This window comes from Acinetobacter tandoii (assembly GCF_008867985.1).
GTDB classification, from domain to species: Bacteria; Pseudomonadota; Gammaproteobacteria; order Pseudomonadales; family Moraxellaceae; genus Acinetobacter; species Acinetobacter tandoii.
This window is the reverse complement of the sequence record NZ_VXLD01000001.1, coordinates 311052-335705: the sequence shown is the minus strand read 5'-3', so window position 1 is coordinate 335705 and position 24654 is coordinate 311052. Positions and strand designations below refer to the sequence as shown.

The 24654-nt window shown below is 39.4% G+C and carries 24 protein-coding genes, 1 tRNA gene and 1 pseudogene; 9 read left to right on the top strand and 17 right to left on the bottom strand.

All coding sequences use genetic code 11. The features are described 5' to 3' along the window. The first annotated feature begins 39 nt into the window (after positions 1 to 39). Both F4W09_RS01585 and F4W09_RS01580 read left to right on the top strand, forming a co-directional pair. A complete protein-coding gene (locus F4W09_RS01585) occupies positions 40 to 2259 on the top strand; it encodes a TonB-dependent receptor family protein (protein ID WP_151503791.1) in 2220 nt (739 codons plus the stop codon). 129 nt (positions 2260 to 2388) lie between these two features. Continuing rightward, positions 2389 to 2985: a phosphatase PAP2 family protein gene (locus tag F4W09_RS01580; protein WP_044740254.1), complete on the top strand. Its 597-nt coding sequence runs from the start codon at positions 2389 to 2391 to the stop codon at positions 2983 to 2985. A gap of 52 nt (positions 2986 to 3037) precedes the next feature. Here F4W09_RS01580 and proB read toward each other — a convergent pair whose 3' ends face one another. The 9 genes from proB to uvrB form a co-directional block, all read right to left on the bottom strand. Beyond that, positions 3038 to 4171, bottom strand: coding sequence for a glutamate 5-kinase (gene proB, locus F4W09_RS01575; RefSeq protein ID WP_016166816.1), 1134 nt, complete (start codon positions 4169 to 4171; stop codon positions 3038 to 3040). Positions 4172 to 4204: 33 nt separating this feature from the next. Next, a complete protein-coding gene (gene cgtA, locus F4W09_RS01570; RefSeq protein WP_016166817.1) occupies positions 4205 to 5422 on the bottom strand; it encodes an Obg family GTPase CgtA in 1218 nt (405 codons plus the stop codon). Positions 5423 to 5687: 265 nt separating this feature from the next. After that, positions 5688 to 6062, bottom strand: a complete 375-nt coding sequence (locus F4W09_RS01565) for a winged helix-turn-helix transcriptional regulator (protein WP_151503790.1) — start codon at positions 6060 to 6062, stop codon at positions 5688 to 5690. Positions 6063 to 6164: 102 nt separating this feature from the next. After that, positions 6165 to 6839, bottom strand: a complete 675-nt coding sequence (locus F4W09_RS01560) for a hypothetical protein (protein WP_151503789.1) — start codon at positions 6837 to 6839, stop codon at positions 6165 to 6167. Positions 6840 to 6852: 13 nt separating this feature from the next. After that, positions 6853 to 7572 carry a hypothetical protein gene (locus F4W09_RS01555; RefSeq protein WP_044740244.1) on the bottom strand — a complete coding sequence of 240 codons (720 nt, stop codon included), beginning with the start codon at positions 7570 to 7572 and terminating at the stop codon, positions 6853 to 6855. Between the two features lie 288 nt (positions 7573 to 7860). After that, complete coding sequence (locus F4W09_RS01550; protein ID WP_016166821.1) at positions 7861 to 9318, bottom strand: glyceraldehyde-3-phosphate dehydrogenase; 1458 nt, start codon at positions 9316 to 9318, stop codon at positions 7861 to 7863. Between the two features lie 276 nt (positions 9319 to 9594). Further along, positions 9595 to 10530 (bottom strand): EamA family transporter RarD, encoded by a 936-nt coding sequence (gene rarD / locus F4W09_RS01545; RefSeq protein WP_100241300.1) that lies wholly within the window; start codon positions 10528 to 10530, stop codon positions 9595 to 9597. A 141-nt stretch (positions 10531 to 10671) separates the two neighbouring features. Then, positions 10672 to 11268 carry a lipocalin family protein gene (locus F4W09_RS01540; RefSeq protein WP_100241301.1) on the bottom strand — a complete coding sequence of 199 codons (597 nt, stop codon included), beginning with the start codon at positions 11266 to 11268 and terminating at the stop codon, positions 10672 to 10674. A gap of 123 nt (positions 11269 to 11391) precedes the next feature. Then, positions 11392 to 13437 carry an excinuclease ABC subunit UvrB gene (uvrB, locus tag F4W09_RS01535; protein WP_044740314.1) on the bottom strand — a complete coding sequence of 682 codons (2046 nt, stop codon included), beginning with the start codon at positions 13435 to 13437 and terminating at the stop codon, positions 11392 to 11394. Between the two features lie 222 nt (positions 13438 to 13659). Between uvrB and F4W09_RS01530 the strand changes: the two genes are divergently transcribed. Next, entirely contained in the window at positions 13660 to 14451 is a 792-nt protein-coding gene (locus tag F4W09_RS01530; RefSeq protein ID WP_151503788.1) for an A1S_2505 family phage non-structural protein, read from the top strand. Positions 14452 to 14630: 179 nt separating this feature from the next. Next, entirely contained in the window at positions 14631 to 16073 is a 1443-nt protein-coding gene (locus F4W09_RS01525) for a sensor domain-containing diguanylate cyclase (protein WP_151503787.1), read from the top strand. Between the two features lie 40 nt (positions 16074 to 16113). Here F4W09_RS01525 and F4W09_RS01520 read toward each other — a convergent pair whose 3' ends face one another. After that, the gene (locus tag F4W09_RS01520; protein WP_016166827.1) at positions 16114 to 16293 is read right to left on the bottom strand and encodes a hypothetical protein; all 180 of its coding nucleotides are present in this window, start codon (positions 16291 to 16293) and stop codon (positions 16114 to 16116) included. A 220-nt stretch (positions 16294 to 16513) separates the two neighbouring features. On the opposite strand from F4W09_RS01520, the gene F4W09_RS01515 reads away from it, so the two are divergent. Beyond that, positions 16514 to 17749 (top strand): pyridoxal phosphate-dependent aminotransferase, encoded by a 1236-nt coding sequence (locus tag F4W09_RS01515; protein ID WP_044740238.1) that lies wholly within the window; start codon positions 16514 to 16516, stop codon positions 17747 to 17749. Between the two features lie 83 nt (positions 17750 to 17832). On the opposite strand, the pseudogene F4W09_RS01510 reads toward F4W09_RS01515, so the two are convergent. Then, positions 17833 to 18237 (bottom strand): annotated as a pseudogene (locus F4W09_RS01510) (GFA family protein); the annotation flags it as partial. 218 nt (positions 18238 to 18455) lie between these two features. On the opposite strand from F4W09_RS01510, the gene F4W09_RS01505 reads away from it, so the two are divergent. Continuing rightward, a complete protein-coding gene (locus F4W09_RS01505) occupies positions 18456 to 18701 on the top strand; it encodes a hypothetical protein (protein ID WP_016166830.1) in 246 nt (81 codons plus the stop codon). Positions 18702 to 18798: 97 nt separating this feature from the next. Next, entirely contained in the window at positions 18799 to 19233 is a 435-nt protein-coding gene (locus F4W09_RS01500; RefSeq protein ID WP_044740236.1) for a PaaI family thioesterase, read from the top strand. 44 nt (positions 19234 to 19277) lie between these two features. Here F4W09_RS01500 and F4W09_RS01495 read toward each other — a convergent pair whose 3' ends face one another. After that, positions 19278 to 19724, bottom strand: coding sequence for a hypothetical protein (locus F4W09_RS01495; RefSeq protein WP_151503786.1), 447 nt, complete (start codon positions 19722 to 19724; stop codon positions 19278 to 19280). 247 nt (positions 19725 to 19971) lie between these two features. Between F4W09_RS01495 and F4W09_RS01490 the strand changes: the two genes are divergently transcribed. Together F4W09_RS01490 and F4W09_RS01485 are read left to right on the top strand one after the other, a co-directional pair. Then, positions 19972 to 20047, top strand: a tRNA-Asn gene (locus F4W09_RS01490). A gap of 90 nt (positions 20048 to 20137) precedes the next feature. After that, positions 20138 to 21193: a hypothetical protein gene (locus F4W09_RS01485; protein ID WP_151503785.1), complete on the top strand. Its 1056-nt coding sequence runs from the start codon at positions 20138 to 20140 to the stop codon at positions 21191 to 21193. 57 nt (positions 21194 to 21250) lie between these two features. Here F4W09_RS01485 and F4W09_RS01480 read toward each other — a convergent pair whose 3' ends face one another. Genes F4W09_RS01480 through era form a run of 5 tightly spaced genes read right to left on the bottom strand, consistent with a single transcriptional unit; the run spans position 21251 to position 24650 of the window. Beyond that, positions 21251 to 21907 carry a MiaE family protein gene (locus F4W09_RS01480; RefSeq protein WP_151503784.1) on the bottom strand — a complete coding sequence of 219 codons (657 nt, stop codon included), beginning with the start codon at positions 21905 to 21907 and terminating at the stop codon, positions 21251 to 21253. A gap of 22 nt (positions 21908 to 21929) precedes the next feature. Beyond that, positions 21930 to 22655, bottom strand: a complete 726-nt coding sequence (gene pdxJ, locus F4W09_RS01475) for a pyridoxine 5'-phosphate synthase (protein ID WP_104441741.1) — start codon at positions 22653 to 22655, stop codon at positions 21930 to 21932. Between the two features lie 13 nt (positions 22656 to 22668). Beyond that, on the bottom strand, positions 22669 to 23379 hold the full coding sequence (gene recO / locus F4W09_RS01470; protein ID WP_016166836.1) for a DNA repair protein RecO: 711 nt from the start codon (positions 23377 to 23379) through the stop codon (positions 22669 to 22671). Positions 23380 to 23389: 10 nt separating this feature from the next. Further along, positions 23390 to 23587: an NF038104 family lipoprotein gene (locus F4W09_RS01465; protein WP_104441740.1), complete on the bottom strand. Its 198-nt coding sequence runs from the start codon at positions 23585 to 23587 to the stop codon at positions 23390 to 23392. A gap of 34 nt (positions 23588 to 23621) precedes the next feature. Next, a complete protein-coding gene (gene era / locus F4W09_RS01460; RefSeq protein WP_016166838.1) occupies positions 23622 to 24650 on the bottom strand; it encodes a GTPase Era in 1029 nt (342 codons plus the stop codon). Between the last annotated feature and the right edge of the window lie 4 nt (positions 24651 to 24654).

Below are 24654 nucleotides of genomic sequence, written 5' to 3'. Positions count from 1 at the left end.
CGATAAAATATCGCTAAATTTGCAATCTCTGTGTTCAATATGTCAAACCCTTTGATTCAGTCTGGTATTCACAAGCCAACTCAAGTATCACCGCTAACCCGAGCAATTCAGCTTGCCTTGACCTGTTTTGCTACACAAGCAGCTTTCGCAGCAGATTCAGATAATCATTCTGTGAACACATTACAGACTATTACCCTTCAAGCTGAAGGTAACTGGCTGGAAAATGCTAATGCTGAAAAAGTTCAAAAACATGCGGGGGCACGCACGATTATCGACCGTAAACGTTTAGATGAAGTTGCGGCAACATCCATTAAAGATGCACTTAAACAAGTTCCTGGTGTCCAAGTCCAAGAAAATAATGGTACTGGCGGTAGTGACGTTTCTTTGAATATTGGTGTTCGTGGTTTAACTTCACGTTTATCCCCTCGCTCAACCGTATTACTTGATGGAGTACCGTTATCATTTGCACCTTATGGTCAACCTCAACTTTCACTTGCTCCTGTATCATTAGGCAATATTGAATCTATAGACGTTGTTCGTGGTGCTGGTTCCGTACGCTTTGGACCACAAAATGTGGGCGGTATTATCAACTTTGCTACGCGTGCAATCCCAAAAGATTTTGCAGGCAATGTAAGCTTAACCACTGAATATACTTCTGGCACAGATCAAACCAAACTTAGCCCAAGTTTATTTATGGGTGGTACTCTAGATAACGGTTTAGGGCTTGCTTTACTTTATTCAGGAACCAAAGGAAATGCTTACCGCGAAGCTAACAATCAAATAGACATTGATGATGTCATGTTAAAAACAGCGTACCAAATTACAGATGCCGATGCTGTAGCGCTAAATTTACATCATTATGAAGGTCGTGGAGAAATGCCTGAAGGTTTAACTGCAAAACAATATGCAGAAAACCCATATCAATCCAACCAATCACAAAGCTATTTTGCAGGTCGTCGTTCAGATGTGTCTTTGCGTTATACCCATCAAGATGAACGAAATAATTTTGAATTATTAACCTATTATATTGATTCATTCCGTACGAGTAATTTGGGAACAAATCAACAACGTCAGGATGGTACTCCGTTCAAACGTTTAGACAATGCTCCTCGAGATTATTCTGTATTTGCAATTGAACCTCGTTTTTCTCGCGCTTACTCAATTGGTAATACACAGAGTGAAGTTACTATCGGCTATCGTTATATGGATGAAGATAGTACTGAGTTTGCGGGGCGTACAGATTATGCTATTGATGCTCAACCAGGGAAATTCCTCGCACGCACATCGAGTAAAGGTGGCACTAAAGCACATGCCTTCTACATTGATAACCGATTCGATTTAGGCAATTGGGTAATTACCCCTGGTGTCCGCTTTGAATCTATTGATACGCACAATAATTTTAGCGCCTATAAATCTGGTAACTTACTGAATACCGTAAATCCATCCATTCAATCTGATGAATGGTTACCAAGTCTGGCAATTATGTATAAAGCCACTGATAACTGGAATATATTTGCAAATGCGGGCGTATCTTTTGGTCCTCAACAATACAATCAGTTAGCAACCACAAACTCAAAAACAGGTATAGCAATTTCTACTTTAGATGGTCTTTCACCTGAGAAATCTAATAACTATGAGATTGGTACAAAATATTTAGGTAATGGTTTGAATGCAGAATTAACTGCATTCTATTTAGACTTTAATAAAGAATTAATTCTAGAACGTGACGCCCTTCAAAATGGCTATTGGACCGATTTAGGTGCAACCAGCCATAAAGGTATTGAACTTGGTCTGGCTTATGACTTTGCTTACCTCGCAGATGCCTTAGAGGGACTCAAAATATATAGCAATTACACCTTCACGAAGGCTGTTGCTGAAGCAGGCAACTTTAAAGATAAAGATCTTCCATTTTATTCACGTCATACAGCCAATGTGGGTTTAGGCTATAAAGTGAATCAATGGACTGTCAATGCCGATATGTTTGCACAATCGAAACAACATTCACCAGGAAACCAAGAGTCTGGTATTTATCAAATTATAGAATCTTCGGATGGTAAGTACGGGGATATTCCAGGTTACTCAACTTTTGCAGTACGTACAGCCTATGACTTTGGTGAGCAATACTACGGTTTAAAAATTGCTGGCGGTATTAAAAATGTGTTCGATAAACAATATTTCACACGTTCTACCGATTCGACTGGCGGTAAATATGTTGGGCAACCACGTACTTTCTACCTACAAACCTCATTTGACTTCTAAGCTGAATAATACGTAAACGACGTAAGTTTCTTGAAATAAAAAAAGACTACAAATCTGTAGTCTTTTTTTATTTCAACAGGATGACAGAATTATTACACTTTACGCACTTTGCATACATAATCCGCTTTCATGTCTCTTTCTGAACTCAATCTCTCGCTCTTTTCATTCATCAATGCATCTTCAGATGCTAGCGACTTAAAGATTAATTTTGCGATTTTTATTGCTAATGACCTGTTGTATTGCATGATTGCACTTTTTGCTTGGTTTTGGTTACGTGGTGACTATCAAATAAAGAAACAAATTCTTAAAGCCTTTATTTTTACCAGCATTGCGCTTTTCATCAGTCAATGTATTTCACACATCTACTATCACCCACGCCCTTTTGTGATGGATGTTGGACGAACTTTGATTTATCACTCGCCGAATGGCTCTTTTCCTAGCGATCATATGCTCATTTTTAGCAGTATTGCTTTTTCTTATTTCTTTTCAACTTACCGTAAACTTGGTATTTTCTTAATTATGCTGGCTTGGTTAGTTGCATGGTCACGCATTTATGTAGGTGTTCATTTCCCTTTAGATATGCTCGGTGCCTTTGTACTGGCTTTTGCGCTGAATTTGTCTGGTTTAACGCTCTGGAATCACTATAAAGAAAAACTTATGGAATGGGTACTGACGCTTCACTTCTATGTATTTAGACCACTGATTCAAAAAGGCTATATTAAATAACTTGGTCTTAAAATAAAAAATCCCGCTCTAAAGCGGGATTTTTTTAAATTTTTTAGTAAATTGCCATATGATCGCGATGAATCATCTCAAGCGAACGAGCTTCACCCAGAACTTGATAAACCTTGTCTGAAGACAAACCTTTAACCAATTCTGCCGAACGCGAACTAAAATTAACACGCCCAACCGCGACACGATAACCAGAAGGGTCAACACACTCTACAACATCGCCACGGTCAAAATGCCCTTCAACCGCTTTCACACCAACAGGTAATAAACTACGATGATTGTCTTTAATGGCTTTAACTGCACCATCATCTAAAATTAGACGTCCCGCAGTTTGCAAATGTGCGGCCAACCATTGCTGATGCGCGGTAATACGGTCATTGTCCGTGATAAACAAAGTGCCAAGCATTTCACCTGCCATTAAACGGGCAAGCACTTGATCACTTTCACCACTCGCAATCAGGGTTGGACAACCCGACTTTGCCGCTAGTCGTGCAGCACGAACTTTGGTCAACATACCGCCACGACCAAACTTACCACCACCACCTGCCATATCAAACAAGCTTTCATCTAAAGCCCGTACGGTATGGAACAGTTTCGCATCTGGGTTTGAGCGTGGGTCAGAATCAAACATACCCTGCTGATCTGTTAAGATAATCAACAAATCTGCATGGACTTGACCTGCAACCATTGCTGCAAGAGTATCATTATCACCAAAACGAATTTCATCAGTGGAAACTGTGTCATTCTCATTGATGACTGGAATCACACGCCAATCGATTAAATTTTGCAAAGCATCACAAGAGTTTAAATAACGACGACGATCCGCAAGGTCATCGTGGGTTAAAAGTACTTGCGCTGTTTGAATACTGTGCTGTTCGAGTACACTTGACCATGTATGGATTAAACCCATTTGACCAATGGCAGCACATGCCTGAAGACTGGGTAGATCGGTGGGTCGATTCTCTAGCTTCATTCGAACCATACCTTCAGCCACAGCGCCTGAGGAGACAAGAATAATTTCATGTCCAGCTTGGTGTAAATCTGCAATTTGTTTCGCCCAATGCGAAATTGCATCTAAATCTAAGCCTTGCCCATTTGCTGTGAGTAAAGATGATCCGATTTTAACAACGATACGTTTTAAAGCCTTGAGCTGACGTTGCCCATCTACCACTTCTATCATCTTGTCCTCAGTTACATGTTGTTCGCTTGGAAATTAACGAACGTAAAACACTTCCATATCGCCATCGTCGCCATCATCATCGTCTTCATCATCATCGCCCAATAGACCAGCAAGACGCTGTTGACGACGCATTTCACGATAAGCTTCTTTAGCGGCAATGGTTTGTTCACGTGTTTCAGCTTCTAGCTGCTCACGGAATGCTTTCACTTCTGCTGCGTACTCAGGATCTTCAACTTCGCGTTCACGTTGTTGTTCAATTTGATCCATGAGGTAATAAACTACTGGCTTTGTCCCTTCTGCGAGTAAACCAGAAGTTTTAAATACTGGACCTTTCCATTCTAATTCTTCAAGAATGTGATTACACCATTCTTCACTGGTGTCTGGTGCAAGTTGATCTAACTTATTAAGTACCAAAACCACTGGAAGTTTCGCCAAGGTTGGAGAAAATTTCTTTAATTCTTTGATGATCGCCTTAGCATTATATGCAGGATCCGAACCATCAATAGGCTGTACATCTACAATATGCAATAAGATACGTGTACGTGCCAGATGCTTTAAGAAACGAATACCAAGACCTGCACCTTCCGAAGCACCTTCGATTAGTCCAGGAATATCCGCCATGACAAATGAACGGTGACGATCTGCATCGACAACACCTAAGTTTGGTACCATCGTAGTAAATGGATAATCTGCAACTTTTGGTTTTGCTGCTGAAACTGCACGAATAAAGGTTGATTTACCCGCATTTGGCATACCCAATAGACCAACGTCTGCCAATACTTTCAACTCTAAACGAATTTCGCGGAATTCACCTTTAAAACCATGCGTACATTTACGCGGCGTACGGTTGGTCGATGATTTAAAGTGTGTATTTCCTAACCCCCCATCACCACCAGAAGCCACTAGAATTTTCTGACCATCTTCAACCAAATCGCCAATAATATCGCCAGAGTCAGTATCTACAATGGTTGTACCAACTGGAACTTTGAGAATGACATCTTGTCCGCCACGCCCAGCACAGTTTGCGCCTGAACCATTTTTACCCCGTTCTGCACGGAATTTACGGGTATAACGATAATCTACCAGTGTGCTCGTGTCGTCGTCAGCTTGAATATAAATGCTGCCACCACGACCACCATCTCCACCATCTGGCCCACCAAAAGGTACAAATTTTTCACGGCGAAAACTGGCTACGCCATTGCCACCGTCGCCAGCCTCTACGGTAATGACTGCTTCATCAACAAAGCGCATACTGCCAATCCTCTAAAATCTTTAAAACCGCTTATTCTGCCACATTTTAAAGAATTTCTCGAATAGTATTATTCAACTAAATATGAATTTCACGCATTATTTTTATAGGTCTAGTTATTTTTATACTTGTTTTACATTAATTTATACACAATGAACTTAAGCATACTTGAAACATTAAACTTTAATTTAATTAAGATTCTTAAGAAAGAGATTAATCTCAATGCGGCTTAATGCCTAAAGTTAAACGACCAAGTACATCATTTATCTAAATGTTTACTTTAGGTTTCTGCTCTAAGATTTCAGATAAATTTCGCTCTATCCAGAAAATTAACTCATTCACTTTTTCCACAGCCTGCGAGCCTAAAATTGTCAATTGATATTCAACCTTCGGTGGCACAATCGGATAAACTGTCCGTAGAATAAAACCATCCTGCTCTAATGTTTTCAGGGTTTGCGACAGCATCTTTTCGCTAATCCCCTCAATTTTTATTTTTAATTCACTAAAGCGGTGTACACCTTCACTTAAACAATGTAACACCAACAACGACCATTTACTGGAAAGATGCTCAAGTATTTCGCGTGATGGGCAAGCAGTTGAAAGAACTTGCCCCAATAGATTACTGGTTGCATAGGTACTCATGTATTCCCCTTACTTTAATCAGCTTACTTTTCTTATACGTACTTTCAATAGGTAAGCTACCAGATTAATCTTTAACCATCAAGGAAGCGCTGCATTCTTTACTCAAGGATGAATATTCCGTACAGGCAAATGCATATTCAGTTCTAAATTGGCTGAGGTTTTTCGTACAGCGTTGTACATGGTGGCATTAAAACTTGCGATGCGTTCCATCTTCATTGGATCATTCAAGTTGAGTTGTGGTGCAAAATGATGAACGACGTGTAAACCAACAGGTTCATTAAATTCAAAATACACGGGACCATCAAATTGAATCTTCACAGGAATGGTATACTCTCGCTTTAAATGGAAAGGTACGTCCAATTTAACTGGAATATTCAATTTCAGAGGAAATTGAGGCAACAAACGATTTTGATAAATTAAATCTGTAGTCGTTTCCACAGGCATCAACTGATCAATACGGATCATGGTTTGATAGTCAATATTCACAGTAATTGGCGTTTCGACTTCAAACTGTAAAGCGGCAAGATATTTTCCTTTTAACGGCAACTCCAATCGCCGATCAATATCAATTTGTGTACCCAACCGCCCTTTAGAATGAATATCCAAATAATTACCCACATGAATTTGAGTCGGCAAAGATGCTGGTAATATAATTTCGGAGCGGTGTGCTGAAATTTGCATCGATGCAATCACATTCAAGTACAACCAAAATAAAAGTGCAATCGTAGCGACCAACCCAATAAAGCTCAAACACCAAAAGCGATAAGAAAAAAACACCTGCTTATCCCTCCTATTCAGCTCGAACCAACTGTGGTTGTTCGTACTGTGGAGACGAAAGTTTTACCGTATTTAAAGGGACTTTAAGTTGTCCATTCTGAATTTTTACGGGTAAGGTATTTTTGACATCTACGGTGGCATTTAGGGCTGTCTTAATGGGTACATTTAATTGCCCTTGCACTGGTATTTCGGTCTTTAACGTTGCATTTAAAGGAATATGCAGATTTTCTTTCAATACTGTTCGCACAGGCGCATCAAATTTCAGATGTACATTTTGTTCTAATGGCACATCAATCTGAATCGGCACATCAAGATTGATCGGGATTGAACCTTTTAACGGCAGACTAATATTTTTCCCCATGATCATCACATTTACACGCGTATCGATGGGTAAATTTTGCTGCACTTTCAGAGCTTCTCGCACAGGAATCATAGTTTTAATTGGCACTTGATTATCAAAATACACGCGTGGGGTAAGTGTCTGCGCCAGTGGAATCTCAAGCTGTTCTTGAATTGGAATTTCGGCGCGAATTCGCCCAGAGACATCCACATCTAAGGCATCATGTATTTTAACTTTGGCCTGTAATGGCTCTTGCAAGTCAATATTCACAGCTTGATTGTTCAGAGGAATATAAATACTGAAATGTTGAAAGATCCAAATTGCAAGTAAGACACCACTGAGGGTTGCTAGACTCAAAAATGCCAAACCAGCAAGCACTTTTTTTATTTGCAATGACTTAATCCTTTAAGTTCGTTTTTAATAGACTCAATTCATTTGAGCCGTTCTATCGACCATTACTGTCTTTAATTCCAATCGAGTAACGATCACATTTATTTTGAGATGAAAAAGCGACACTAACATAGCGCGTTTCGCTTAATACTACTAATTTTGTCGGAATTATGGCATTGACCTAATATGAATGCATCTTATTATTTTGGTCAATTCAAAAAAGAATGTCGGGAGTTTTGATACAAAAAAAAGAGCTTCATTTCTGAAGCTCTTTTTTCTTAACCGAACAAATTATGCATTTGTTTCAGCAGGAACTTTTGGATAGCTTACACCGCCCATTTGTTCAGCAATACGTAATACTTGGCAGCTATAACCCACTTCATTGTCATACCATACGTATGCAGTTAAGCGGTTGCCTGAAGTAATCGTTGCCTGTGCATCAAACACACCCGCAGTACGTGAACCGATGAAGTCAGAAGATACAACTTCAGTTGAGTTGGTGTAACCAATTTGACCTTGAAGGTTTGAACTGATTGAGATTTGACGGATGTATTCGTTTACTTCTTCACGATCCACTTCTTTATCTAAAGTTAAGTTCAAAATCGCAAGTGAAACGTTTGGTGTTGGAACACGTACAGAGTTACCTGTCAATTTACCTTGAAGTGCTGGAAGTGCTTTCGCAACTGCTTTCGCCGCGCCAGTTTCAGTAATTACCATGTTCAATGTTGCAGCACGACCACGACGGTCTGCTTTGTGGTAGTTGTCGATTAAGTTCTGGTCGTTTGTGAACGAGTGAACTGTTTCAACGTGACCATTTAACACTGTGTATTTGTCATGTAATACTTTCAATGTTGGTGTGATTGCATTGGTTGTACAGCTTGCAGCTGAGATGATTTGGTCTTCATCCAGAATGTCTGCTTGGTTTACACCAAACACCACATTTTTCATCTCACCTTTACCAGGTGCAGTTAAAATTACGCGTGCAGCACCTGGGCATTTAAGGTGTTGTGCAAGACCTTCTGCATCGCGCCATTTACCCGTGTTGTCAATCACTAACGCATTGGTAATACCATAAGCAGTATAATCAACTTCAGTTGGATTAGACGCATAAATAACTTTGATGAATTGACCGTTAGCAATAATTGCTTCGTTTTCTTCATCTACAGAAATCGTGCCAGAGAATGGACCATGAATTGAGTCACGACGCAATAAAGACGCGCGTTTCTCTAAATCACCGTCAGATGACTTACGAACTACAATCGCTTTTAGGTTTAAGCCACGACCAAGACCAGACTGACCAATCATTAAACGTGCAAGGATACGACCGATACGACCAAAACCGTAAAGGACAACGTCACGACCTTCTACTGAAGTCGCACGACCTTCTACAGATTTAACAGCTGCTGCAACAAATGCATCAACATCGCCACCTTGCTCTTTAAATGCAACAGCTAATTTGCCTAGATCAATTTCAGCAGTACCGATATTTTCAATTTTAGCCAACGCTTGAAGAATTGGGAACGTGTGTACAACTGAAAGCTCAACGTCCATCATACGAGTGAAACGGTGTGCTTTTAAAATTTGCATAACTGAACGGTTAACTAAAGAACGTCCAAACACTGAAACCACAATATTTTTTTCACGGTAAAGCTGACCGATCAAAGCGATCATTTGTTCCGCGATTTCTTCACGGTTTTTCCAGCGACCTTGGTGTTCTGCGTGTAGGGCGATAATAGTCTCTTTGCTCACAGATACGTCCTCTAATTAATTTAATCTAAGCATAAATTTTAAAACCCAACAATTGTAAAGGATTTAGCGCCAAGTTTGAATCAAAAGCTGGTTCAGTCGCTGCTATTTTCCTACATATTCATTATAAATTTACAAAATAGTTGTAATTTTTATGATGATTGTACTTTTCCTGCCAAATTTCAATAAATCTGACTTTCTTTTAACCCCCAAAAGAGAACATGAGAATCCCTTCATTTTGTGGATTCTTAGCTAGCCTAAACGCCCTTAATAGAACAACTAATCTTGATCATTTAAGCGTGTTTCTACTTTATCAATATTACGAATGAGGTTTTGTTTCTGACGCTGTTGTTTATACAAATGTAAACATCCTTCAAGCACCAAGACCAGAACTGCACACCAAATTGGAATGTAAGTCAGCCATTCTTCAGGCGCAACTTGCTCACCTAAAGCAATTGATGCTGTCGCCAATAATACGGGTTCTAAATAACTAAGCAGACCAAATAAAATAAATGGTAAAAAACGGCTCGCTAGAATATAACTTCCTAGGCCAAGTGCACTTAAAAAACCCAAGCCGATAATGGCCCAGATTAGATGCGGGTAGTGCGATATGACCCTTAAAGCTTCTGCATCAGATAACAGATAAAAAGCGACTGGAAGAATTAAAAACAAATCCCACCAAAAACCACCCAAGTGATCGGATTTAAAGCGTCGGCGTAAATAAAAATATAAAGGATAAGCCAAGGCAACATACCATGTTTCCCACGCGACACTACCTATACGCCAAATCTCATGGATAACACCCAGTGCCGCAAGAATTACAGCCAACAGTTGCCAACGGGAAAGTTTCTCTTTATGCAAGACACAACCAATCAGCACCATAACCAAAGGCAGTAAAAAATATCCTAACGATACCGCTAACCCTCGCCCATTGATTGGTCCCCAGAGGAATAACCATAACTGTGAGGTACATAACAGTGAACTGATGAACAGCCAAAGGAGATAAATTGGATTTTGGAGTACTTTTTTGAATAATTCAGCAATAAGCTTGAGTTCGCCTGACCACCACATAAACAAGGTTAAAAAAGGCAATGTCGACAACATACGCCAAGCAAAAGTCTGCTCGCTATCTAAAGGTTTTAAAAATTCTGTATAGCCGTAAAGCACGCCAAATGTGACGGATGCCAATACCGACAGTGCTACGCCTTTATACATCTTTTCACCCAAACTATTCGCTGGGCTTAGTATAGCGATAAGTTAAATAAAATACGTCATGATTAGAATAACTTTCACACAAGTCACAACTTTGAATGTGTTCGGATAATGTATCTTCAAAATTTATTTTAAGTCTTAAAATTATTCTGCTTTGCCTTTAGTGTGTGCTGTTCGAATTAAATCACTCAAATCATAGCCCAAGCTTTTAGCATATTCTAAATATTCATTCATAACTTCTGGTTTTACTTCTGGTGTACGTGACAACACCCACATGTATTTACGGCGCGGCTCACCGACTAACACAGTTTGATAGTCATCATCCAGTTTCAAAATCCAATAATCACCTCGTGCAACAGGGATCCAACGCACAGCTTCGGGTAAAAAGCTGACTTTTAACTTCGAATTAAATGGCGGATTTTGCACAAAGGCTTCACCTAAAGCTTGCTGCAAAATCCCCTCTTTAGAATAACAACGGTTATCCACACTCACATTGCCATTTTCATTTAAGGTATAGGTCGCAGATACATCACGCGCACATTTATTTTGAAAGTACATAGGCTTCCGAGCAATCTCGTACCACACTCCCAAATAGCGGTCTAATTCGACTTTTTCAACCACAGGCATGGGTCTGGTTTGCGCATATGCCAAAGTCGCAGCCCCCAACCCCACTAAAATCGCCCCACCAATGACTATTTTTGTTATACGCCAACTTGCTTTAGGAAGATGATTTTCACTCATAACAACATCCTTTAAACGATTGATCTGGACCAAGCCCGAATGTAATTTCTTTAAAAAATAACGGGCTTTGATCCTACACACTGTAGCGTTATGTAATGATTTTGCTGCAAAAAGTTTGTGACTTTATTGCAACAACTGTGCTTTCAACCGCACAATTTCATCACGTAAACGTGCTGCTTGCTCAAACTGCAACTCTTTCGATGCTTTCAACATTTCTTTTTCTAGTTTAGTAATATGTTTACTGAACAATTTCGGATTCGCCAAAATATGTTGTTCATCTGCCGATAAGGCTTGTGCCTGATCTGCAATATTGGCTTCAATCTGATCATCATTGAGTACTTCACCTGTGTCAATTTCTTTGACAACCTGACGCACAGCGCTTCGTGGTGTAATCCCGTGTTCTAAATTAAACTCAATTTGTTTAGCACGACGACGGTCAGTTTCATCAATCGCCTTTTGCATAGAGTCGGTGATACGGTCAGCATACAAAATCGCTTTACCTTTTAAATTACGTGCAGCACGACCAATAGTTTGGATCAAAGAACGTTCTGAACGCAAGAAACCTTCTTTATCGGCATCCAAAATTGCCACCAGAGACACTTCTGGCATGTCTAAGCCTTCACGTAACAAGTTAATCCCGACTAAAACATCATGAATACCTGAACGTAATTCGTGAATAATTTTGACGCGCTCAACCGTATCAATATCTGAATGTAAATATGCGACTTTCACACCATATTCTTTTAAATATGAGGTCAAATCTTCCGCCATTCGCTTGGTTAATGTCGTCACCAAAACACGTTCATTGAGTTCTTTACGGATATTAATCTCAGACAGCACATCATCGACTTGTGTCAATACTGGACGAATTTCAATTTCAGGATCAACCAATCCTGTTGGTCGCACCACCTGTTCAACCACTTGTTCGGATTTTTCCAATTCATACTTTGCGGGAGTTGCACTTACATAAATGGTGCTCGGAACAATGCGCTCCCATTCCTCAAATTTCATTGGACGGTTATCTAAAGCACTTGGCAAACGAAAACCATAATTCACCAGATTCTCTTTACGCGAACGGTCACCCTTATACATAGCGCCAATTTGTGGCACAGTCACATGTGATTCATCAATAATTAATAAGGCATCATCAGGCACATAATCAAATAAAGTGGGTGGTGCTTCCCCAGATGGCCGTCCAGATAAATGACGCGAATAGTTTTCGATACCGTTGGTATAACCCAACTGCTGCATCATTTCCAAATCATAACGGGTACGCTGTTCAATTCGCTGCGCTTCTAGCAATTTGTCGTGTTCACGGAAAAATACAAGACGATCTTTGAGTTCTTCTCGAATGGTACCAATCGCACGCTCAAGATTATCTTTGGGTGTTACATAATGGCTTTTCGGATAAATGGTGACACGTGGGACTTTTCTAATCATTTTTCCTGTTAATGGATCAAACCAACGGATGGAATCGACTTCATCATCAAACAGTTCAATTCGAATCGCATGTTGATCCGATTCGGCAGGGAAAATATCAATAATTTCACCACGGATACGATAAGTCGCACGTAAAAATTCCAATTCGTTACGGCTATATTGCATTTCAACCAGACGACGAATGATGTCATCTCGGTTCATTCGATCGCCCTGTACAATATGTAACAACATGCTCATATAGGCATTCGGATCACCCAAACCATAAATAGCAGAAACCGAAGCGACAATAATGGCATCGCGGCGCTCAAGTAAAGCCCGCGTTGCAGACAAACGCATCTGATCAATATGATCATTAATGGCAGCATCTTTCTCAATAAAAGTATCTGAAGATGGCACATAAGCTTCAGGTTGATAGTAATCGTAATAACTGACGAAATACTCAACCGCATTATTCGGGAAAAATGCTTTAAATTCGCCATAAAGCTGGGCTGCAAGTGTCTTATTATGCGCCATGATAATAGTGGGACGTTGCGTCCGAGCAATCACGTTCGCCATGGTATACGTCTTACCAGACCCTGTTACACCAAGTAATAATTGATTGCGATAACCTTGCTCAACACCATGTACCAGTTTTTCAATCGCCTGCGGCTGATCCCCAGCAGGTTGAAACTGAGTCACCAAATCAAAAGGTTGTTGGTTATCTTGCACAGGTTTTTGACGCTCTTGCATGGTTTCCATCTTCGGTACACTTATGACTTAACATAGTATGGGGGCAGTTAAGCAACATGCAATAAGCATTGTTAGACTTTTACATGAAGCATGTTCGAATATTTCACATCTACTTCAAATGATGCCTAAAAATAATCTGTTTAAAAAAGCATAGCCTGCTACTTGACCCATGCCCTATTCAGTTGCAACATGAATCAATAATGATGATTAGATAAAGTACTTATGCGCTACCATTACCACGATGAAACAATTGTAAAAAGTTTACCTGAAGATACCGTGTTTGTTTTTGGCAGTAATCTGGCGGGTACGCATGCGGGCGGTGCTGCTAAAATTGCCTTATTACATTTTGGTGCCATGAAAGGTTCAGGGCGTGGCTGGGCAGGTCAAAGCTATGCTATTCCCACCATGAATGAACATTTACAACAAATGCCACTATCCCAAATTCAACATTATATTGATGATTTTAAAATTTATACCAAGCATCATCCTAAAACCAAATATTTCATTACTTCCGTAGGTTGCGGTGTTGCAGGTTATAAAGTTGAAGAAATTGCACCGATGTTTAAAGGCATTTCTCATAACGTCATTTTCCCTGTTTCATTCCGTCCTTTTGTGGAGCAAACTTTACCTAAATTACGCCAAGCATTCTTAAAAGCTGTTTTGCAAGATCACGTCATTTTCCCCAATGAACCACTTGATCAAGTGATTGAACAGCTTCCATTGGCAGAAAATGAAAAAAGTCTGGCACAAATCATTTTAAATACACCAATGTATCCAACCGACAGTAATGGGCGAGATCGTATTTTTGAAATTGAAGATATTTTGCACCGATTAGATGCACAAGGCTTCAAGGTAGATTCACCTTTAGAAAGTCGCATGGTGATTGGCGGTGTAGTGCTTGCATTACTTGAGCTTTACAACATCAATGAACAAGATTTCCTCGATGTCTGGAATCATCAACGCGAAATAGCAGCACCTAGACCTGAGAATAAAGCCCGAAAAGCAGCTCACTAATTCAACTGTATTAATATGGGGTTGCACTGAAAATGAGTTCAGATAACCCCATTTTATGGCAAATTTAATGCCAAAATCATCACCAATTTAGATTTAATGCTTTTATTAATCACATGATTTAAAAATGAAAAAATTATCCCTATACTAAGTTCAACTTAAATAATAAATACGAGCAATCCATGGAATTATTAGATTCCTCAATTTTTGAATTATCCCCCATCGCCATGTGGCTAGAAGACTTTAGCGAGGTCAAAAAACAATTTGATCTCTGGCGAGCACAAGGTATCCAAGACCTCCAACACTTTTTACTCGAAGATGAATCTCGCGTATTAGACTGCGCACGTAAAATTAAAATTCTACAAGTCAACACCAAAACTTTAGAGCTCTTTCAAGCACATGACTTGGCTCACTTACAACAAAATCTGGATCTCATCTTCAAACAAGACATGGCCAAAACTCATATTCAAGAGTTAATCAGTTTATGGGAAGGTCATACTGAATTTATGAGTAGTACAGTCAATTACACCATTTCAGGACAACGCTTAGATATTCAGTTACGAGGTACAGTTATTCCTGGGCATGAACATGATTTATCACTACTATTAATCACAACTGAAGATATAACACCATATAAAACAGCCTGTCGATTAGAAGAAAAAAACCGACTACTTGCTGAATCAAGGTTTAAATATTCTCCGACCTCTTTGTGGGTCGAAGATTTTAGCCGAATCAAATATCGTCTAGATCAACTCAAGCACATGGGCATTCAGGATTTTCAAACCTTCTTAGATGTACATCATGATTTTATTCTGCAATGTATTCAGGACATTATTATCATTGATGTCAACCAAGCAACGCTTGATTTGTTTGGCGCGGCTGACAAAGATACTCTATTCAAAAATACCCATAAAATTTTTGCGAAAGAAATGGTACAAACGTTCCGTGAGCAATTAATTGAATTATGGAATGGCAACATTCATCATCAACGGGAAGCCGTAAATTATGCCCTTGATGGCAGTATCCGACATGTCTTACTACAATTTACCGTTTTCCCAGACTACAAAGATGATTGGAGCATGGTGCAAGTTGCTCTGACCGATATTACAGCAAGAAAAAAAGCCGAAAATTATCTGGAATATTTGGGCAAACATGATGTCTTGACCAAACTTTACAATCGCTCATTTTACACCGAAGAAATGAATCGCTTGGAACGTAGTCCTTTACGTCCAGTCTCCTGCATTTTTCTAGATATGAATGGCTTAAAAGAAGTAAATGACAGTTTAGGACATGATGTTGGTGATGGACTACTTCGACGCATGGGCGGTATATTAAATCAGCTCATTCAAAATACTTTATATTCTGCTTCCCGAATAGGTGGTGATGAATTAGTGGTACTTTTGCCAGGTGCAGATGAAGCAGCCTTACACAACTGCTTGCAGAGTTTGCAAGAACTGCTACATGTCGATAATCAATTTTATGCCAGTCAACCGATTAGCTTATCGATTGGACATGCAACTATCAAAGCACATGAACGTGTTGAAGACATGCTTAAACGCGCAGATCAAATGATGTATCTAAATAAAGAACAGTATTATGAACACAATGAACGTCGCATACGTTAATTTTGTTCATAAAAAAAGAAGTGCATGTGCACTTCTTTTTTTAACGTTTACCCATCGAACGTCGTGTACCACGTGGAGGCATCCAAGTTCGATCTGCATATTGCTCAGGTTTAGGACGAACCTGATTATGGGCAGCTGAGTCTGACGATTGCTCATCAGTTGCTGGCATTGGGAATGGGAGTTTCACCAATGGCTTATTCGTAGGCTGTTGCTTACTCATGACCATGACTCAAATAAAATCTGCCTGTAGTTTAAAGTTTTTTACGCTCAGTTGCGAGTGACTTCCTAGCACTTAATAATTTTTGCCTGCTTTCAAAGCAAAAAAGATTTATTTTACGCTTTTTTATGAATTTGTACTTTTTTTAAACGACGCAGTCACTCTTTTTAGGCTAAGATAATATGCTTTTTATTTTTTACCCTCCATAAGAAGGAATAACGCCGTGGACGTACGTCTATCTGATCGTGTAAATGCCATCAAACCGTCCCCTACACTAGCTGTGACTAACAAAGCTGCTGAACTTAAAGCTGCTGGTAAAAATGTCATTGGTTTGGGAGCTGGTGAACCAGATTTCGACACCCCGCAACACATCAAAGATGCTGCTATTGCAGCAATTAACAACGGTTTTACTAAATATACCGCTGTAGATGGTACGCCAGGCCTTAAAAAAGCAATTATTGCAAAACTTAAACGCGACAATAACCTTGACTACCAAGCAAACCAAATTTTGGTTTCTTGCGGTGGTAAACAATCTTTCTTTAACTTAGCTTTAGCTTTGTTAAACAAAGGCGATGAAGTGATTATTCCTGCGCCTTTCTGGGTTAGCTATCCAGATATGGTAATCATCGCTGAAGGTACACCTGTCATTGTGAAATGTGGTGAAGAACAGCGTTTCAAAATTACACCAGAACAATTAGAAGCGGCGATCACTGAAAAAACTCGTTTAGTGGTACTGAACAGCCCATCTAACCCAACAGGCATGATCTACACCAAAGCTGAACTTGAAGCTTTAGCTGAAGTATTGCGTCGTCACCCACAAGTATTTGTTGCATCTGATGACATGTACGAACCAATCCGTTGGGATGACGAGTTCTACAACATCGCCACTGTTGCCCCAGACTTATATGACCGTACAATCGTATTAAACGGCGTGTCTAAAGCTTATGCAATGACTGGCTGGCGTATTGGTTATGCAGCGGGTCCTGCAAAAATCATTGGCGCAATGAAAAAAATTCAATCTCAATCAACTTCTAACCCAACTTCTATTTCGCAAGTTGCTGCTGAAGCTGCATTGAATGGCCCTCAAGATGTACTTGAGCCAATGATTGAAGCATTCAAACGTCGTCATGACTTAGTTGTGAATGGCTTAAACGAAATCAACGGTATTTCATGCTTACCTGCTGATGGCGCATTCTATGCTTATGCCAACATCCGTCCGTTAATTCGTGCAAAAGGTTTAAAATCTTGCACAGAATTCTCTGAATGGTTATTAGAAGAAACTGGCGTAGCCGTAGTTCCTGGTGATGCATTCGGTCTTGGTGGTTTCATGCGTATTTCTTACGCAACTGCTGATGAAGTACTTGTAGATGCACTTGCTCGTATCAAGAAAGCAGCAGATTCAATTGAAGGCGTTGACGCTGCAATTGCATCGATTGACGCTGAAAAAACAGCAAAATAATCCCATCTATTATTTTGTAAAAAAGAGCTCTACAATAGTTGGGCTCTTTTTTATTTCTATATATTATAACTATCGACAGATATTTAGGGGTTAAACATCGCCACCACTTCAGCCTCTGTTAATTTTTTAGTTGGCTGACTCAATGAATAGAAATCGGGTTTATTATCAATGTAAATTTCCATGTCTAAACTCAGCTCTTTAGGCAATTGATCCAGTGCAAACACATTAATATTGCAATAACTATGATCGTGCATACGCCAAAACAAAGTGGTCCCACATTGCTTGCAAAAACCACGTTCACCCCATTCCGATGATTTAAAAACTCCCAATTGATCCTGTTTAAAAAAAACCAAACTCTCAGGCTCTACATCAATCGTCATAAGTAAGCCACTACTTTGCCGACGACAAAGCGAGCAATGACAGACATGAACTTGATAATTTGCTAAATTTACTTCAAATTGTGTTGTCCCGCATAAGCACTGCGCATGCCCTTTTTTTTCATTTTTGACACCTCTTGAACTATTTTAATTTTCATCAATGTGTATTAAAAAATAATTTTACTCATTCTACTGCTTACACTTTATAAATAAATGTAAACCCTATTTATTTTTATGAATCAAACATTTCGCAACACATTAAGCATAGCAACCTTTGGCTCGATCTTCTAATATACGCTCACACACAGCTAAATGCCTATGAGTTCATCATGCGCTATAAGATTATCGATGTATACCGACAACAAAATATTAAACGTTACATTGCTAAATGCTTAAAAGCCCGTTCACCGCAGTTTATCGTTATCGAAAGTGCTTTAACCCTTTGCCGTGATTTAGATATTGTTGATGTTGACTTCAACTCTGATCAAGCCACTTGGGCAACAGGTGAACGCATTTCTCTACATATTTTAACGGGAGCAGATAGCCTCGATAAAATTTATGAGCTAGATGCGTAACCCCCCAGTCTTCATCTTCACTTGACTTCATTTTGCGCTCACTATTATCTTAACCATATAGTTCCTTTTTAGAACTTGATAAATTAAAGGATTGCAAATGAACATAAAAGAAATGACTGGATTACAGTTGCTCGAAGCCATGTGTGCTGGAAAAGTACCTGCACCGAGTATCAGTGAAACGATCCCTATGGCACCCTATGAAGTCACACTTGGTAGCATTCATTTTAAAGCCAAGGCAGATCAGCGCCATTTAAACCCCTTAGGTGGCGTACATGGTGGCTTTGCAGCAACAGTACTTGATTCAGTAACAGGTTGTGCAGTTCACACTATGCTTGAGGCAGGTGTCGGCTATGGCACCATCGATCTTAATATTAAAATGTGCCGTCCAATTCCTCAAAATAAAGAACTCATTGCGATTGGAACGGTCATCAACATGAGTAAGAATTTGGGGATTTCTGAAGGAAAAATCATAGATGAAGAAGGAAAACTCTATGCGCATGCGACAGCCACATGCATGATTATTCGCGCGTAAATGCTATTGCACAACACCCCTTGGTGTTGTGCAATAATATTAAATTAAGCATGATGAAAGGTTTTTTGCACAGATTTTAATTTCGACTGTGGTGCAGTTAAAGCTTTGTAATAGCAATAATATTTCAGAGTTCGTTCTAGCTGAATAGTACATGACGCATGCTGTGATTTCGACCAAGCTTGAGCTTGTAATGACTTAGACCAGAGTTTGCCTTCTAAAGCATAAATATAAACACGTTCTTGCGCTTCGGTCTGCTCAGAAAAATATGTTGCAATCCAACTTTCACGTTCAGATTCAACCAACCACTTTTCTGAAAACCACAGTTGCAATAAATCACCTAAATATAATTGCACCGTAGCAAATGGTCGTACAGATACAAAAGCACCTTCTACAGCCGTGTAATATAATTCTGGCTGCTGAATTAAAGATAAATAGTTTTCTTGATAATATGAGAATTGAGAAAAAATTTCAGGGATGCTGAGCGTATTCATTCGCTTACTCCGATTTAGCCATTTTAGTGCTGGCAAGTTGGTTTAAATCCACACTGTTAAGGTTTACACCTCAACAACTTTCTTTAATTAATCTAACAACGCTTTTTTCAAAGTACAAGTCAAAAGCGCTTTTTTTATATAAATTCTTTTTGTTTGCTCAAATATAAAACATACAACTTTAAAATCTCTCTTTTTATGCTAGTAATGCTTGACCTACTTTAAAATCTGCTTATAATCGCACTCAGATTCTCCAATAGCTCAGTCGGTAGAGCGACGGACTGTTAATCCGCAGGTCCCTGGTTCGAGCCCAGGTTGGAGAGCCAAATACAAAAAAGCCCGCAGCATTAAAGCGGGCTTTTTTATGCCTAAATAATGAAAAAAATATCTTATATTCTTTATAAAAAGTTCAGTATATGAATTCGACACACCATTCAACCTTGCGCAGGCTCAAAATTTTCAGCATTGTGCTCATCAGCTTTCTTATTCTGATCGGTCTTGTCTTAGTCAGTTGTCATCCACAAGGTAAAGTCGAACAACTAAGTAACACCCCGCCATTGCTATATGATGCTCTGACCAATCAACCCATTCCAACCACACAACAATGGATTATTCCTATAGGTCAATTTGACTCAAATGTAATTGAAACTAATTTGAACTTGAATGAATTAACCAAAAGTTTAGGAGATCGTGCTTGGCTTAGCCCATCCACTACATTTAATAATCAAAGCAGCCAACTCCATTTTTATTTGGATTTTGGTGGTCAACAGAGCTCTCGTAAAGATGCTGAATTTTATGTCCTACCTATCTGTACCAATGGGACATTAATACAAGCCTGTACATCCTTATCATCTCAATCTACCCCTACTCCATTTTTTAACTTCAATACAGCAAATAACACTGACTATCAAGCTATCCAAACCAATCAATCTTGGTACTTTTATGGACATAGCGATGCCTATGTACTTCCTGTTGTACACGCGCAACAATTACAATTTTTAGTGAATGCCCAAATACCCAAAGGTTATCAAAATGGTTGGGTTAGATTAAGCTTTAATGAAAACCCAATTACCTCCAAGCCTTCAAGCTTCTTTTTAGGACGTAACAAGCTAACTTATTTTCCATTGTTATTACTTTTCATTCCCTTACTTGTCGCTTATTTCTATCGTATTGACAGAGGGTTTCAAAGTTATCGGAATCTTTCTATTGGATTATTGGTCTGTATATTATTTGCCGTCCATAGTGTCATTTGGGATCTGCACTACATGACTATAGGATGTTTTTTTCTTAGCTTATCTGGTGTGCTTTATGCTTTCTCTAGACCCTTATACATGCTTTTTTATGGGATTGGAGCCTTGATGATTGCAGGCTATGCACAGCAATTTTATGCAGGATTTAATACTGCCTTTTTCATGCAAACTGGTCTTATTTTTTTGATTGGTATTGGACTTTTTTTCCGCAAACCTGATTAAAAAAAAGATTCAGTAAAATCATGGTGGTTCATCCAGTTGAAACACCATGATCTAACGTTACGCTGCAACTATGGCTGGAATACCACTATGGAAGCGGAAAGTTTCATCAGACGATAGAATCAGATTTGCTTCAACTTCACGAATATGTTCAATGCGTTGCTGTATATCTTCTTCAGGATCCTTCAATTTTCCTGTTCGTGCAACATCTAGTGCCAAAGTCAAATAATCCTCAAAATGCCGTGATTCAGATTTAAGTAAATAACGGTAATAACGCCCTAACTCATCATCCACAAGCGGAGCCAGTGCATAGAAACGCTCACAAGAACGTGCCTCTACAAAAGCTCCAATAATCAAAATATCAATTAAGGCTTCTGGTTCATAAGTGCGAACTTCCTTACGCAATCCACCCGCATAACGCCCAGCACTTAAGTTTGACCACGCTTGACCACGCTTCTTCATAAACTCAAGCACTTGCTCATAATGCAGCATTTCTTCACGCACCAATTGAGCCAGCTTCACTTGAAGATCCGTAAAGAAGCTGTAACGAAACATCAGGTTCATTGCAGTACCTGCTGCTTTTTTTTCACAATTGGCATGGTCTTGCATCAGAATCTCAAGATGATTCAATGCTTCATCCAACCAAGCTTGTGGCGTAGTACAACCCAAGAAGCCAATGACTGGCTTCATTAGTTCATCGTAATTTATATTCGACATATTTGAATCTTAAAATAGATAATTAACGTGCAGCTTTAATCACTGCTTTCATTTCTTGCACAGCTTGCGCCAAACCAACAAATACAGCATCTGCAATTAGAGAGTGACCAATATTCAATTCATGAATCTCAGGAATTTGTGCAATCGGGGTAACATTTTCTAGATTTAAGCCATGACCAGCATTCACCACCAACCCCTTTTCGGCGGCATAGCGCGAAGCTTTCACAATACGATCCAACTCATATTGCTGTGCTTCAGGCGTTTCAGCATCTGCATAAGCCCCTGTGTGAATTTCAATGGTTGGTGCTCCGCATGCAACAGCAGCATCAATTTGGGCAAAATCTGCATCAATAAAAAGCGAAACATCACAGCCTATAGCAATAAGTTCTTGTGTCGCCGCTTTTACTTCTTCAAAATGACCAAGCACATCCAGCCCACCTTCCGTGGTTACTTCTTGACGCTTTTCTGGTACAAAACACACATGCTGTGGCTGAATCTCTTTCGCAAATGCAATCATTTCAGGCGTTACAGCAAGCTCCAAATTCATACGAGTTTTTAATACTGGACGCATACGACGCACATCATCATCTTGAATGTGACGACGGTCTTCACGCAAATGCAGTGTAATTCCTTCAGCACCCGCTTGCTCACAAATTAAAGCAGCATTAACTGGGTCCGGATACGTTGTTCCACGTGCTTGTCGCAAAGTTGCAACATGGTCAATATTTACACCAAGCAAAGCAGCCATCATTTTTTCCTAATCATGTTTTAGATTGAGTGTTTTGAATCCAAAGCTGGCGACTTTTCAACGGTCGATCTCCCAACAAGGATGTAATCATTTGCCTATACAGCTTCGACAATAATTGTAACTGTTCTAGGTTAAATTCCCTACCACTTTCATAATCCTGCATACTCAGAATCTGTTCACCCAACAGCGTAGAAGATGAAGCCCGAACAGTGGGAATAAAGCCATCATTTAACTGAAAAGCATAGTTTTGATGTACTTGAATCGCCTCTTGATTTGCATCAATTGTAAAATCAAGTGGATAACCCAATTCCTCTAATAATGCATGTTCAAATTGGCGTAGGATTTGTCTTAAAAATAGTGCTGGATTAGCGTGATTATTGAGTGTTTGTAGATGCTGAATGGTTGCGGAATATTGCCGAAAAGTTTCAGGCATTTCCACTTCGAGCGGACATAAGCGTAATAAAATTTCATTTAGATAAAAACCTGAAAAAAAAGCATCGCCAAAAAAGAAAATGGGATGATGCATAATTTCCAATTTACTGAAATTTTTGAGTTCAGACTTTCCTGATGCTTGTAGACGCAACGGTTGATATTGTGGAGCTGGAGTTTGTCTTAAAATACCATCAACTCGCCCATGCTCTTGGGTAAATAAATGCACAATATGACTACGTTCACGGTATTTTCTATGGTGAATTAAATAACCATGCAGTACTTCGTTACGCATGAGAAATTAACTAATCTTTCTTATCTTTATCATTCTTTTCGCTGTCCTCATCATCCCCATCTGGGATAACAGCACCAACCACTGCTGCGGTTCCTTTCACCACGCCTTTTGTGGTTTTATAAGCAATCTTTACAGGGACAGTAACGATCTTGTAGATACAACCTTGCAAAAACAACACACAAGCTATAACTGCAAATACTTTGACCATAACACTATCCCTATAAGATTTGTTTTATGAAGACTTAGATATCACTATAACCTAAGCTTTTCAGTGCTCGCTCATCGTCAGACCAACCACCTTTCACTTTCACCCAAAGCGTTAACATGATCTTTTGTTCAAACATTTTTTCCATATCGACACGGGCATCCATACCGATTTTCTTCAATTTTGAACCTTTTTCTCCAATCACAATTGCTTTTTGTCCTGGACGATCCACAAAAATTGTCGCATCAATATAAGTACATGCAGGTTTAAGTTTGCCTGTTTTTTCATGTACAACAGCATCTTCTATACGGAATGATTCAATTTGAACCGTTAAATCATACGGAAGCTCTTCACCGAGCTGACGCATAATTTTTTCACGGATAATTTCCGAAGCCAAGAAACGCTCAGAACGATCTGTTAATTGATCCAATGAATACATTGGCGGCTGGAAAGGTAAATATTTTTCAATTGTGTCACGTAGATGCTCCAAGTTTGCCCCACGAAGTGCAGAAACTGGAACAATCTCAGCAAAATTCATTAACTTTGCACGCTCTTGAATCAAGGGTAATGCATGATTTTTATTTTCAAGTGTATCAATTTTATTGATCACTAAAATCACTGGCATTTCTGCATTTTGAAGTTTTTCCAAAACAAGTTCATCGTTTTGAGTCCACTTGTCTGCATCAAGAACAAACATGACCAAGTTTACGTCACGCAATGCAGAAGAAGCCGCACGGTTCATCATTTTATTGATGGCACGTACTTCTTTTTTATGCATCCCTGGGGTATCAACAAACACCGCCTGAGATTTTTCACGTGAATCAATACCGACAATTTTATGGCGCGTAGTTTGCGGTTTACGTGAAGTAATTGAAAGTTTTTGTCCCAGTAAGTGATTCATCAATGTAGATTTACCCACATTTGGACGACCAACAATTGCAACAAAACCACTTCTGAAATCAGAAGGAATGGTAGTGCCTTGTTCACTAAAAAACTGGCTAATTAAATCATTAGTGTCGCTTTGCGACTCGTGATCAGCATCGTTGTGATCGGAAGAATTTGACATGGCA